Origin of the sequence: Halomonas sp. Bachu 37 (assembly GCF_039691755.1) — a bacterium.
Lineage (GTDB): Bacteria > Pseudomonadota > Gammaproteobacteria > Pseudomonadales > Halomonadaceae > Vreelandella > Vreelandella kashgarensis.
In genome coordinates this window covers 3,317,461-3,330,354 of record NZ_CP137552.1, presented here as the reverse complement: position 1 = coordinate 3,330,354, position 12,894 = coordinate 3,317,461, and the positions used below count along the sequence as shown (strand labels likewise).

The 12,894-nt window shown below is 60.2% G+C and carries 13 protein-coding genes; 12 read left to right on the top strand and 1 reads right to left on the bottom strand.

Annotated features, from left to right (window positions below; genetic code table 11):
* Nucleotides 1-333: 333 nt before the first annotated feature.
* From R5M92_RS15340 to dtd, 8 genes are all read left to right on the top strand, one after another.
* Nucleotides 334-954, top strand: a complete 621-nt coding sequence (locus R5M92_RS15340; RefSeq protein WP_346796833.1) for a c-type cytochrome — start codon at nucleotides 334-336, stop codon at nucleotides 952-954.
* Between the two features lie 160 nt (nucleotides 955-1,114).
* Nucleotides 1,115-1,744 carry a thiol:disulfide interchange protein DsbA/DsbL gene (locus R5M92_RS15335; protein WP_346796832.1) on the top strand — a complete coding sequence of 210 codons (630 nt, stop codon included), beginning with the start codon at nucleotides 1,115-1,117 and terminating at the stop codon, nucleotides 1,742-1,744.
* A 109-nt stretch (nucleotides 1,745-1,853) separates the two neighbouring features.
* Nucleotides 1,854-2,678: an endonuclease/exonuclease/phosphatase family protein gene (locus tag R5M92_RS15330; protein WP_346796831.1), complete on the top strand. Its 825-nt coding sequence runs from the start codon at nucleotides 1,854-1,856 to the stop codon at nucleotides 2,676-2,678.
* A 101-nt stretch (nucleotides 2,679-2,779) separates the two neighbouring features.
* On the top strand, nucleotides 2,780-3,328 hold the full coding sequence (locus R5M92_RS15325; protein ID WP_346796830.1) for a TRAP transporter small permease subunit: 549 nt from the start codon (nucleotides 2,780-2,782) through the stop codon (nucleotides 3,326-3,328).
* Nucleotides 3,328-4,743, top strand: a complete 1,416-nt coding sequence (locus R5M92_RS15320; RefSeq protein ID WP_346796829.1) for a TRAP transporter large permease subunit — start codon at nucleotides 3,328-3,330, stop codon at nucleotides 4,741-4,743. Before R5M92_RS15325 ends, R5M92_RS15320 begins: the two co-directional genes overlap by 1 nt.
* Before the next feature lie 55 nt (nucleotides 4,744-4,798).
* Entirely contained in the window at nucleotides 4,799-5,623 is an 825-nt protein-coding gene (gene thiD, locus R5M92_RS15315; protein ID WP_346796828.1) for a bifunctional hydroxymethylpyrimidine kinase/phosphomethylpyrimidine kinase, read from the top strand.
* Between the two features lie 124 nt (nucleotides 5,624-5,747).
* Complete coding sequence (locus tag R5M92_RS15310; protein WP_346796827.1) at nucleotides 5,748-6,593, top strand: universal stress protein; 846 nt, start codon at nucleotides 5,748-5,750, stop codon at nucleotides 6,591-6,593.
* A 74-nt stretch (nucleotides 6,594-6,667) separates the two neighbouring features.
* Complete coding sequence (dtd, locus tag R5M92_RS15305) at nucleotides 6,668-7,105, top strand: D-aminoacyl-tRNA deacylase (protein ID WP_346796826.1); 438 nt, start codon at nucleotides 6,668-6,670, stop codon at nucleotides 7,103-7,105.
* 9 nt (nucleotides 7,106-7,114) lie between these two features.
* On the opposite strand, the gene R5M92_RS15300 is transcribed toward dtd, so the two are convergent.
* Entirely contained in the window at nucleotides 7,115-9,070 is a 1,956-nt protein-coding gene (locus tag R5M92_RS15300; RefSeq protein ID WP_346796825.1) for an ATP-binding cassette domain-containing protein, read from the bottom strand.
* 26 nt (nucleotides 9,071-9,096) lie between these two features.
* On the opposite strand from R5M92_RS15300, the gene R5M92_RS15295 reads away from it, so the two are divergent.
* The 4 genes from R5M92_RS15295 (at nucleotide 9,097) to R5M92_RS15280 (ending at nucleotide 12,883) form a co-directional block, all read left to right on the top strand.
* Nucleotides 9,097-9,669, top strand: coding sequence for a TIGR02444 family protein (locus tag R5M92_RS15295; RefSeq protein WP_346796824.1), 573 nt, complete (start codon nucleotides 9,097-9,099; stop codon nucleotides 9,667-9,669).
* Between the two features lie 206 nt (nucleotides 9,670-9,875).
* Nucleotides 9,876-10,892 carry a TRAP transporter substrate-binding protein DctP gene (gene dctP / locus R5M92_RS15290; protein ID WP_346796823.1) on the top strand — a complete coding sequence of 339 codons (1,017 nt, stop codon included), beginning with the start codon at nucleotides 9,876-9,878 and terminating at the stop codon, nucleotides 10,890-10,892.
* A gap of 98 nt (nucleotides 10,893-10,990) precedes the next feature.
* On the top strand, nucleotides 10,991-11,569 hold the full coding sequence (locus tag R5M92_RS15285; RefSeq protein WP_346796822.1) for a TRAP transporter small permease: 579 nt from the start codon (nucleotides 10,991-10,993) through the stop codon (nucleotides 11,567-11,569).
* Between the two features lie 30 nt (nucleotides 11,570-11,599).
* Nucleotides 11,600-12,883, top strand: coding sequence for a TRAP transporter large permease (locus R5M92_RS15280; RefSeq protein ID WP_346796821.1), 1,284 nt, complete (start codon nucleotides 11,600-11,602; stop codon nucleotides 12,881-12,883).
* Nucleotides 12,884-12,894: the final 11 nt, after the last annotated feature.

Genomic DNA, 12,894 nt, shown 5'->3' with positions numbered 1-12,894 from the left:
CCCACAAACCGGCTTCTGGTGCGGCGTTTTGTGGCAGGGAGTATAGCGCTCATCACGAAAGCAGGCCGGGAGTTGCATTCCCGCCGCCGTGCTGATTCGTTATAATGCAAGGGTTTTATATCTGCGACCTGGGGCGCTAGTGTACCATCGCGCTCTGGCCGACAGCGAACACCCGTAAGGGGTCGCCTGTTCGGCGGTGCCAACCCAGCCTTGATAGTTTAGTGAACCGATGGCTTGGTGAACCGATAGCTTGGTGAGCCGATAATTTGCTTAACATTGGGCGGCGCCCGGGATGCGTACCAGTCAATAACCAAACGGCATAGTGGACTAGCAATGAGAAAGTTACTGGCAAGCCTGGCAATTACCATGGGTGCCGTTGGCACCGCCCACGCTGACCTCGAAGCCGATGCGGATGCAGCGGCGGGGCAGGAGAAAGCTCAAGTCTGTTCGGCCTGTCACGGCCAGCAAGGCATCAGCCCCTCGCCGGCGTTTCCGCACATCGCCGGCCAGCAGATGTCCTATATCGCCAAGCAGTTGATAGAGATTCGCGACGGTGAGCGCGTCGTGCCGGAAATGACCGCCATCGTGTCCGATTACAGCGACCAGGATGCCTGGGACGTGGCGGCCTATTTCGCCAACCAGGATGCCAACCTGGGGCAGGCCGAGGATGACGCCGAGCTGTTGGCGCGTGGCGAGACGCTCTTTCGCGCCGGCGACATGAGCAAGGGCATTCCGGCCTGCTCCGCCTGCCACACGCCCACGGGCCAGGGTATCGGGACCGCCGTGTATCCGGCACTATCCGGTCAGTATGTGGATTACACCGTGGCCACGCTGCAAGATTTTGCCGCCGGGGAGCGCGCCAATGATCCCAACAGTATCATGCGCGATATCGCCTCTCAGATGAGCGATGCGGATATGCAGGCCGTAGCCAACTATTTGTTGGGGCTGCACTGAGTTGTCGGAGCCGCACTGAGCCTCCGGACCGCAGCGTGGCGTGATAGGCCGTGTCTGGACCTGCAGGCCGGAGAGGCGAAAGCCGACCCCGGCCTGCGTATTCATGGAACCTTGCCCGGCGAGGAGTGTCCCAAGCTCGCTTCCCATGGAGAATCGATTTATGTTCAAGACGTTAATGATAGCGATTGCCGGTCTGAGCCTATCTACCCTGGCCGGGGCCACGGAACTGGTCGAGGGCGAGCACTACACGCTGCTCAAGGAACCGGTGGAAACTCAGGTCGAGGATGGCAAGATCGAGGTTACCGAAGCCTTCTGGTACGGCTGCCCGCACTGCTACAACCTGGAAGAGCCGCTTAACGCCTGGGTGGCCGAGCAGCCCGACGACGTCGCTTTCCAGCGTCTTCCGGCCACCATGGGTGGCGACTGGAACAAGCACGCCGGCGCCTTCTACGCTGCCAAGGAGCTGGGTATCCTCGACGAGTTGCACGCCGACTTCTTCCACGCCATTCACGAAGAGGGCCGCTCGCTGACCCAAGAGGATGAGCTGGCGGAATTCTTCAGCAACTACGGCGTCAGCGAAGAGCAAGCGCAGGAAGCCTTGGGAGCGTTCAATGTACGCAGCCAGGTCAACCAGGCCAACAGCCGCATGCGTGACATGCGCCTGATGGGCGTGCCCGCCCTGATCGTCGATGGTCGTTACGTGGTGACGCCGAGCAGCGCCGGTAGTCTGGACAACATGCCGCGTATTGCCGAAACGCTGGTCGAACGCGTGCGCAGCGAACGTGAGTAATGAATAGCCTATTTTAAATAACCGCTTGAAATAAGTCGGTTGAAATAAGTCGTTTGAAATAGCTCGTATAGATAAATGAAACGGCTGGATAACGAGGTGGTTTGAAACAATGAGTCGTCTGGATGCCAAAGTGCCGTTGCTGGATAGCGGTCATTTGCGGCTGTTGACCTTCAACCTGCAGGTCGGCATCCAGACTTCCGCCTACCATCATTATCTGACCCGCAGCTGGCAGCACTTTCTGCCGCACCCACGACGGCTCCAGCGCCTGGACATGATGGGTGAGGTGCTCGGCAGGTTCGATATCGTCGGCCTTCAGGAAGTGGATGGCGGGAGCTTTCGTTCCAGCCGCGTCAACCAGGTCGAATACCTGGCCACCCGAGCCGGGTTTCCCCACCATTTTCAGCAGCTCAACCGCAATCTGGGGCGAGTCGCCCAGCACAGCAACGGCCTGCTTTCACGTCTCTCTCCCACCCGTATCGAGGAGTATCGCCTGCCGGGAACGCTTCCCGGTCGCGGTGCCATTCATGCGTGTTATGGGGAAGGCCCCGACGCCCTGCATATTTTTGTGGCTCACCTGGCGCTAAGCCATCGAGGCCGGGTGAGGCAGTTGAACTACCTCAGCGAGATCATCCAGCCGCTGCGCCATGTCGTGGTGATGGGGGATCTCAACTGTACGCAGGATCAATTGCATGCTCATGAGCGTTTCAGCACGTCACTGCCCCTGCATCCGGTCAAGCCCTTGCTGAGCTATCCATCCTGGCAGCCGCGACGGGCACTGGATCACATCCTGCTGTCGGAATCACTGCATGCCGATAACGTACGCGTACTCGACCATCTGTTTTCCGACCACTTGCCCATCGCCATCGATGTCAAGTTGCCCCAGGCGTGTCTGGCGAACCTGGCCTCGCCTCTTGCCGTTAAGGAAAAAGGCTGACTTTTTACCTCTCTCTTTCCTGTCGGTGCGGGGATGGGGGATGACGTTCGGCCCGGAATCGGCGATGATTCGGGGCCGTTTTTCTTTTGCAGGTAAGTCTCATGCATGCCAACCCACGCGAACCCCGCCTGCTGAGGTGGCTGGACCGAGTGACTGAACTCGTTGGTCGCGCCATTTCCTGGCTGGTACTGGTCATGATGGTAGTGCAATTCGCTATTGTGGTGATGCGCTATGTGATTGGAATCAATAGCATTGTGATGCAGGAGTCGGTGATGTACATGCACGCGGCGGTGTTCATGCTGGGTGCCGCCTGGACGCTGCGTCATGACGGGCATGTGCGAGTGGATATCTTTTACCGGCGCCTGTCGGACAAGGGACGAGCCTGGATCGACCTGCTGGGCACGCTGTTTCTGCTACTGCCGGTGATGCTCTTCATCGGCGTTTCCAGCTTTGCCTATGTGATGACCAGCTGGCATATCCAGGAGCGTTCGCCGGACGGCGGTATTCCCGGCGTGTTCGTGCTGAAAAGCTTGATTTTGGCCATGGTAGTGCTGTTGCTGATCCAGGCCGTTGCGCAGCTGATACGCCAGGTGATGCGTATACGCGGACTGGTACCGGGTAACGAGCCCGCCCACGAGGAGATGGTCTAGTGTTGGCAACGCTGCTTGAATTCATGCCCCTGGCTCTCTTCCTGACCGTTTGCGCAGTACTGATTCTGGGCTATCCGGTAGCCCTGTCACTGGCGGGCACGGCACTGGCATTTGCCGGTCTCGGGTTGTTGTTGCAGTCGATGGGTGTGGTCGTGCCCTTCGAGCCGCGCATGATGAGTGCCATGCCTAATCGGCTCTACGGCATCATGACCAACCAGACCCTTCTGGCGGTGCCCCTTTTCGTGCTGATGGGGGTGCTGCTTGAGAAGTCGCGGGTGGCGGAGACGCTGCTGGACGCCATGGCGCTGGTTTTCGGCGCTCTGCGCGGCGGTCTGGGAATCGCGGTGATACTGGTGGGCATGCTGCTGGCGGCCTCCACTGGTATCGTCGGCGCCACCGTGGTCACCATGGGGTTGCTTTCGCTGCCGACCATGCTCAAGCGGGGCTACTCCCCCGCGCTGGCGACCGGCACCATTTGCGCCACCGGCACCCTGGGCCAGATCATTCCGCCCTCCATTGCTCTGGTGCTGCTGGGGGATGTACTGTCCAGCGCCTATCAGCAGGCGCAACTCTCCATGGGTGTCTGGAGCCCCAAGACACTGTCCGTCGGTGATCTTTTCATCGGCGCCCTGGTGCCCGGCATCCTGCTGGTGGTCGCCTACATCATCTATGTGCTGATAGTGGCCTGGCTCAAGCCCAGCCTGGCGCCTCCCGCCGACCGCGAGGCGTTGATGGCCGAGCTGGGGCATAGCGGCAGCCTGTGGCCGCTGTTGTTGAAAGGGCTGTTACCACCGGTGTTGCTGATCGTTGCGGTGCTGGGTTCCATTCTGGGTGGTTTTGCCACACCGACCGAAGCCTCGGCGGTAGGTGCCTTCGGCGCCCTGGTGCTGGCTGCCGCCAATCGACGCATGAGTGTCGCCATGTTGCGCGATGCCGTACGTTCCACCGCTCAGGTGACCAGCATGGTCTTTCTGATCCTGATCGGGGCGGCGCTGTTCTCGCTGGTATTTCGCGCCTATGGCGGCGAGGAGCTGGTGACCGAGCTGTTCGAAGCCATGCCCGGCGGCGTGGTGGGCGCGACCCTGATCGTGATGCTGGTGATCTTCCTGCTCGGCTTCATCCTCGACTTCATCGAGATCACCTTCGTGGTGGTGCCGATCGTGGGTCCAGTGCTGCTGGCGATGGGTATCGATCCGATCTGGCTCGGCATCATGATCGCCGTGAACCTGCAGACCTCGTTTTTGACCCCACCGTTCGGTTTTGCGCTGTTCTATCTGCGCGGGGTAACGCCGGAGTCGGTGCCTACCACGGCCATCTACAAGGGAGTCATTCCATACATCCTGCTGCAGTTGGCCATGCTGCTGGCGCTGGCACTGTTTCCTGCGTTGGCCACTTGGTTGCCCTCGGTCATCTAAGGGCTCGGTCATCCAGGATTCGGTCATCTAGAGCTCAGTTATCTAGGAGATTGTCATGTCGCGTATTGCCAAGGTACTGACCATTGCCGGCTCCGACCCGTCGGGCGGCGCCGGCCTGCAGGGCGATCTGAAGACGTTTTCCGCGCTCGGTGTGTATGGCACCAATGTCATTACCGCGGTGATCGCGCAAAATACCTGCAGCGTTGCCAGCGTGTATCCGGTGGCGCCGCAAGCCATCCGCGAGCAGCTCGAGCACTTGCTGGATGATGTCAGCCTCGATGCGGTGAAGATCGGCATGGTGGCCAGCCGCGAGGTGGCGGATGTGATCGCCGAGGTACTCAAGGCTCGCCGTCCCCGCTGGATCGTGCTGGACCCGGTGATGGTAGCCAAGAGCGGCGATATTCTGGTGGACGATGCCGGTATCCGTGCCGTGCGCGATGTACTGGTCCCGCTGGCGGACGTGATCACGCCCAACCTGCCGGAGGCGGCGGTTTTGCTGGATAGTCCCTCGCCGACGTCTCTCGATCAGATGGAGTCCATGCTACCGGGCCTGACGGCGTTGGGCGCTCCCTATGTGGTGTTGAAGGGTGGCCATTTACGCGGCACCACCTGTCCCGATCTGTTGGCGACTCCCGCCGGTTACGAGTGGCTGCCGGCGTCACGGATCGACACCAACAACCTGCATGGCACCGGTTGCGCGCTCTCCTCGGCGATCGCCGCCATCCTGGCTCGGCTCCCCAACGATGCCCAATCCCAATCCGACGTGTACGAGTCGATTCGCACGGCCAAGCAGTGGCTGCACGCCGCGCTTGAAGGCGGGCAGCGGCTGGACGTGGGCAAGGGGCGCGGCCCGGTCCACCATTTTCATGGTTGGTGGTAGTAACCCCGCGCTATCGTCGTGGAAACGGCACGGCGGGAAACCTTGCGCACTTTCCTCACGCCCACCATGCTGAAGGACACCGGTGCCGTGGGTGCCTGGAGAATTCGTTCAGGAGCGCTTCGCCATGTCTCGTGCCGTTCTGTTTGCCACCGATTTGTCCGCCGAAAACCGTGTCGCCTTTGCCCGAGCCGTGCGTCTGGCCCATGAAGGTGGCGTCCAGTTGGATGCATTGCATGTGCTGGACGAACACCTGCCGCGCCGGGTGCTGCATACGCTGGAAACCGCCGTGGTGGAAGATATTGCCGCCATCCTCACGGATCTACGCGAAGACTACGCCTTGCCGGAACCCAAGACCCTGCTGAAGACGGTGGCGGGGTCCGCCTACGCTGAAATCATCCGCGAGGCTCACGAGCGTGATGCGCAACTGATCGTGCTCGGGGTGCATCGTAAACGGGGCCAGCCGGACCTGGTGGCCGGCACCACATTGATGCGCGTGCTGCGCGGTGCGCCGTGTCCGGTGGTGGTGGCATCGCAGCTGCCGACGCAAGACTGGAACAATATCCTGGTGCCGATAGATTTCTCGCTGACCGCCAGGCATACGCTGCGTGAAGCCCTGACACGCTTTCCCGATGCCAAGCTCACCTTGTTGCACGCCTGGAACCTGCCGGGCGAGCGGGAACTGGGCTCCTTCTCCCATTATGCGAAATGGCGCGAACACGAAGTGGCCAGGTTACGCAGCCATCTGGAGCACGAAGTGAATCTCTTGATGGAGGAGCTGGCTGGGGTGCCGGAAGTCGAGTTGTTGCTGGAGCAGGGCGAGCCCTGCGAAGTTTTGATGCGCCATATACGCCGCGACACGCCGGATCTGGTGATAATGGGAAGCCGCAGTCAGCTCAACCACCATAGTCACATTACCGCCACGCTCCTGGCCGAGCCGCATTGCGACCTCATGCTGTGCCGCGCCTGGTAAATACTTCAACCCTGCCCGGGGCTCACTTCACTTCCTGCATGCTACTCTGAGGCGATTTGCTAGGGAGAACAGCTGTGAAGGCGCTTATTCAACGGGTGAGCCATGCGGAAGTCACGGTCGCGGGACGGACGGTGGGAGTCATCGACCATGGCTTGCTGGCACTGGTCGGGGTGGAACGGGGTGACGATACGCAAAAAGCCGACAAGCTGCTGCACAAGTTATTGCACTACCGGCTATTCAGCGACGACGAGGGCAAGATGAATCTCGACCTCCAGCAGGTGGGAGGAGGCTTGTTACTGGTGTCTCAGTTCACTCTGGCGGCAGAGACCCACAAGGGGTTGCGACCGGGGTTCTCCAGCGCTGCTGCTCCGGAAGAGGGCGAGCGACTGTTCGCTTACCTGGTGCGGCAGGCCACCGATGCCTGGCCGCATGTCGCCCAAGGCGAATTCGGCGCCAATATGCAGGTATCGCTGACCAACGACGGCCCGGTGACGTTCATGCTGCAGACGTGAGACGGTTCACTACTGCTCCTGGCTCTCTTCGGCCTGCATGGTCTCGAGAGCCTCTTCCGCCGCCAGCCACTGCTGTTCGACTGCTTCCAGGCGGGTTTTCAATTCTCCCTGACGGCCAAGCTCTCGGGTCATCTCCTCCTTGCGCGCCGGGTCGGTATAGAGCTCGGCGTCGGCCAGGCGCTCTTCCACCTCGGCCAGTGCCTGCTGGGTTTTCTCCATCTCGCGCTCGGCCTTGTCGCGCTCCCGCTTCAGCGGGCGCAGCTTTTCGCGCAGCTCGGCCGCGGCCCGTCGCGCCGCCTTGCGGGTATCGCGGTTATCGCCTCCCTCCTGCCGCGATTGGCGTTCGGCCTTCTCGCTGCGATTCTCGCGGCGTTCGCTTTCCAGACGGGCTTTCAGCCAGGCGCGGTAATCCTCCAGGTCGCCATCGAAGGGTTCCACGCGGTGGTCGGCCACGCGCCAGAATTCATCCACCGTGGCGCGCAGCAGGTGGCGGTCGTGCGATACCAGGATCACGGTGCCTTCGAAGCTGGCCAAGGCTTCCGTCAGGGCTTCGCGCATTTCCAGGTCGAGGTGGTTGGTAGGCTCGTCCAGCAGCAACAGGTTGGGCTTCAGCCAGGCTACCAGCGCCAGGGCCAGGCGGGCCTTCTCTCCCCCTGAAAAGGTTGCCACCTGGCCGAAGGCGTCGTCGCCGTAAAAGCCGAAGCCGCCCAGGAAGTTGCGGATTTCCTGGTCGCTGGCGGCCGGCGAGAGCCGCTGCACATGGACGAAAGGGGTCGTGGTCAGGTCCAGGCTTTCGAGTTGGTGCTGGGCGAAGTAGCCGATGCGCAGGTGTTCGCCGGGAACTCGCTTGCCGTCGAGCAGCGCCAGGTCGCCGGTCAACGACTTGATCAAGGTGGACTTGCCCGCGCCATTGGGACCCAGCAGGCCGATACGCTGGCCGGGGAGCAGAGTGAGCTTGACGTTTTCCAGCTGGGGTCGTGGTTCGCCTGTGTCGTTGTGGTAGCCGAGGCGGGCATTATCCAGCACCAGCAGGGGATGCGAGGTCTTGTCCGAGGTGGGCAGGGTGAAGTGAAAGGGAGAATCGACATGGGCCACGGCGATGGTGCCCATGCGTTCTAGCATCTTGATCCGACTTTGTGCCTGGCGCGCCTTGGTCGCCTGGGCCTTGAAGCGTGCCACGAAACGTTCGATCTCCTCGCGCCGGGCCTGCTGCTTGGCGGCTTCCGCCTGTTGCAGGGCGAGCTTTTCCGCCCGGGTGCGTTCGAAACGCGAATAATTGCCGCGATACAGCGTGAGCTGGCGCTGATGAACATGGACGATGTGATCGCACACCGCATCGAGGAAGTCGCGGTCGTGGGAAATCAGCAGCAAGGTTCCGGGATAGCGGGTCAGCCACTGCTCGAGCCAGAGCAGGGCATCCAGGTCCAGGTGGTTGGTGGGTTCGTCCAGCAGCAGCAGGTCAGACGGCATGAACAGGGTGCGGGCCAGGTTGACCCGCATGCGCCAACCGCCGGAAAAATCGGAAAGCGGCCGCGTCAGGTCGGCCTGGACGAAACCCAGCCCGACCAGCAGCTGGGCGGCACGGGACCGGGCGCGATAGCCGTCCAGGGTTTCTATCAGCCCGTGCAGCTCGGCTTCGCGATGGGCATCATGGTTATCACGCGCCTGCTCGAGGGCGGTCTCCGCCTCGCGCAGCGCTTGGTCGCCATCCAGCACGTAGTCGATGATGGCGCGCTCGAGAGACTCCACTTCCTGCGCCATATGGGCGATGCGCTGCCCGCCGCTAAGTTCCACATCGCCACGGTCAGGGCCGATCTCGCCCAGCAGCAGCTTGAACAAGCTGGACTTGCCGGTGCCGTTGGCACCGATGATGCCGGTCTTGACGCCATCGTGCAGGGTAAGGTCGGCGGCGTCCAGTAACGGCTGAGTGCCGCGTTGCAGGGCGACTTGACGCAGTGCGATCATGCAGGCTCCCGAAAAAAGGTAATACGATGCTGGATTCTACCCGATTGGCGTATTTGAAGCAGAGACCGCTATGGGATTTCGCGCTGGGTTTCTATGCTAGCCCCGGCGTCGAGACGGCTTGCTTGCGGTTGCAGGAAGAACAGGAGGTCGATGTATGCGAACTGCTCTTCCATTGCTGGCTCTTTGGCCATGGATTGGCGGCACGTCAGGAGGCCTTGTCGGCAATACGCGAGTCGCAGAACGCGTGGCAGCGTGACGTGACCCAAATGGTGAGGACCCTGCGCCGACAACTCAAGGAGCTGGCGCAACGCGATGCTGATGTGGGCAGGTTGCGCAGCACCTTGAAGGATGCCGAACTGCAAGCCGAGCGTGTAACGCTTCAACGTTGGCAAGCGTGGGTCTGGGAGTCGAAAGAGCCAGCATCGCGGCTGATGGACATTGCCGTTACCCAACAGAACGCGTCGTATTGGCTGCAAAATCAGCTATTTTCGCCGCAACTTCCTGGGTCTGTGGGTCACCAGAGAACCCTTGATCGTACCGCTAATTCCGCTTGGGACGCTTTGGTGCGCCAGCTTGACCCCTTGAAATTACCGCGCTAGCCTGAAAATCACCTGCTTTTTGAAATGACTCACGGTTTCTTCCGTACAGGTTGCTGGGCGAATGAGCGTTTAGCGTTTCCATGCTGCTTGAGCTTCATGTACAGAAGAGTCGGTACGAAAGAGTCGGTCAGGCGTTGCGACAACGCTGGTTTCAGTTGGCGATTGCGTCCTTGATGACGCGTTTACTACTGCAAGGGGAACAACGCATGAAGGCAAGCAAGTTACTGACAGGCGCTAGTATCGGCGCACTCATGGTGGGTATGTCGGCTGCCGCTCAAGCGGACAACTGGCGCTATGCCCACGAAGAATACGAAGGCGACGTACAGGACGTGTTCGCCATCGCCTTCAAGGATTACATCGAAGAAAATTCCGATCACACGGTTCAGGTCTACCGCTTCGGTGAGCTGGGTGAGTCCGACGACATCATGGAGCAGACCCAGAACGGCATTCTTCAGTTCGTCAACCAGTCGCCCGGTTTCACCGGCTCGCTGATTCCCGAAGCGCAGATCTTCTTCATTCCCTACCTGCTTCCCACTGACGAAGAGACCGTTCTCAAGTTCTTCGACGAGAGCAAGGCCATCAACGAGATGTTCCCCGAGCTCTACGCCGAGCAAGGGCTGGAACTGCTGAAGATGTACCCCGAAGGCGAGATGGTTATCACCACCGATGAGCCGATCAGCTCACCGGAGGATCTGAACAACAAGAAGATCCGCACCATGACCAACCCGCTGCTGTCGGAAACCTACGACGCCTTCGGCGCGACGCCGACACCGCTGCCGTGGGGCGAAGTGTACGGTGGCTTGCAGACCGGCATCATCGATGGCCAGGAAAACCCGATCTTCTGGATCGAATCCGGCGGTCTGTACGAAGTTTCACCGCACCTGACCTTTACCGGTCATGGCTGGTTCACCACCGCGATGATGGCTAACCAGGACTTCTACGAAGGCCTTTCCGACGAAGACCAGGAGCTGGTCAAGGAAGCGTCCGAAGCCGCTTACGATCACACCATCGAGCACATCAAGGGTCTGGCCGAGGAATCCCTCGAGAAGATCCAGGAAGCTTCCGATGAAGTGACCGTGACGCGTCTTGACGAAGAACAGATTCAGGCCTTCCGCGATCGTGCTCCGCAGGTCGAAGAGAGGTTCCTTGAAATGACCGGAGACCGCGGCAAGGAACTGCTCGAGCAGTTCAAGGATGATCTGGAAGCCGTGACCAACGAGTGATAATCGGCTTGTGTACCGTTATCGGTGCATTTGATTGATCACCCAAGGGGGCAGCCAGGCTGCCCCCTTATTTGTTGGTTATGACTGGGGGTTCGAACATGAGTGAAGAAGAGTCCGAAAAGAATTACCGCTCCGGGTTGCCGGGGATTCTGGGAGTGATCGACACCGCCATCAGCAAGCTCGAATCGGTGATCCTGGCGGTGGGCGTGTTGTTGATGGCGTTCAACACGGTGCTCAACGTGATTGCGCGCTTCGTATTCGGTAACAGCATCATGTTCTCGGGAGAACTCAATCGCATTCTGATCATCATGATCACATTCGCCGGGATCGGCTATGCCGCACGCCATGGGCGCCACATTCGCATGTCGGCCATCTACGATGCCCTACCAACCGGTGGTCGCAAGGCATTGATGATCGTAATTGCCTTGTTCACCTCACTGGTGATGTTCTTTCTGCTTTACTACTCGATCATTTACATCCTCGATCTATACAGCAAGGGACGCGTATTGCCGTCACTCGGCCTGCCTATCTGGATCATCTACCTGTGGGTTCCGCTGGGTTTTCTGATCACGGCCATCCAGTACCTGCTGACGGCGGTCAAGAACTTCACATCGAGGGATGTCTACCTCTCGACCGGTGTGGTGGATGGTTACAAGGACACGGAAACAGAAGTCTGACGTAGGGCGCGGTGCCCAAGGGGAACGTACATGACCACAATAATGGTAGTGACCATGATAGCCCTGCTGCTGCTGGGCTTTCCGATGATGATTCCGCTCATTACCGCGGCGGTCATCGGCTTCTACATGATGTTCAACGGCTTCGGCCAGATGGATACCTTGATCCAGCAGATGATGGCGGGGATCCGCCCGGCCTCGCTGATTGCGGTGCCGATGTTTATCCTGGCGGCGGACATCATGACGCGCGGGCAGTCCGCCGAGCGCCTGATCAACATGGTGATGTCCTTCATCGGCCATGTGAAAGGCGGCCTGGCAGTGAGCACCGCGGCATCGTGTACGCTGTTCGGGGCGGTGTCCGGTTCCACCCAGGCGACGGTGGTAGCGGTGGGTTCGCCGCTGCGCCCGCGCATGCTCAAGGCGGGATATTCCGACTCTTTCACACTGGCACTCATCATCAATGCAAGCGACATTGCATTCTTGATTCCACCCAGTATCGGCATGATCATCTACGGGGTCATCTCGGGCACCTCGATCGGCGAGTTGTTCATCGCCGGTATCGGGCCGGGCCTGTTGATCCTGCTGATGTTCTCCACCTATTGCGTGCTCTACGCCGTGATTCGCGATGTGCCCACCGAAGCCAAGGCGAGCTGGAAGGAGCGCATGAGCGCGGTTCGCTTGGCGTTATGGCCGCTGGGTTTCCCGGTAATCATTGTCGGCGGTATCTACGGCGGTATCTTCAGCCCTACCGAGGCCGCCGCCGCCTGCGTGTTGTATGCGATCCTGCTCGAGTTCGTGGTGTTCCGCTCTTTGAAGGTCAACCACATCTACGCCATCGCCAAGTCGACAGGGTTGATCACTGCTGTGGTCTTCATCCTGGTGGCCGTGGGTAACGGCTTCTCGTGGATCATCTCCTTCGCCCAGATTCCACAGGCAATACTGGAGGCGGTCGGGGTCAACGAAGCCGGCCCCACTGGCGTTTTGATCGCCATCTGCATCTCGTTTTTCGTGGCGTGCATGTTCGTCGACCCGATCGTGGTGATACTGGTACTGACGCCGATCTTCGCGCCGGCCATCGCCGCCACCGGCCTCGACCCGGTCCTGGTGGGTATCCTGATTACCCTGCAGGTGGCGATTGGCTCGGCAACGCCGCCGTTCGGCTGTGACATCTTCACGGCGATCGCCATCTTCAAGCGGCCCTACTGGGAAATCATCAGGGGAACACCTCCCTTTATCTTCATGTTGATCCTGGCGGCTGCGCTGCTGATCATGTTCCCGCAGATTGCGCTTTTCCTGCGTGATGTGGCCTTCCGCTAAGCGTCTGCAAG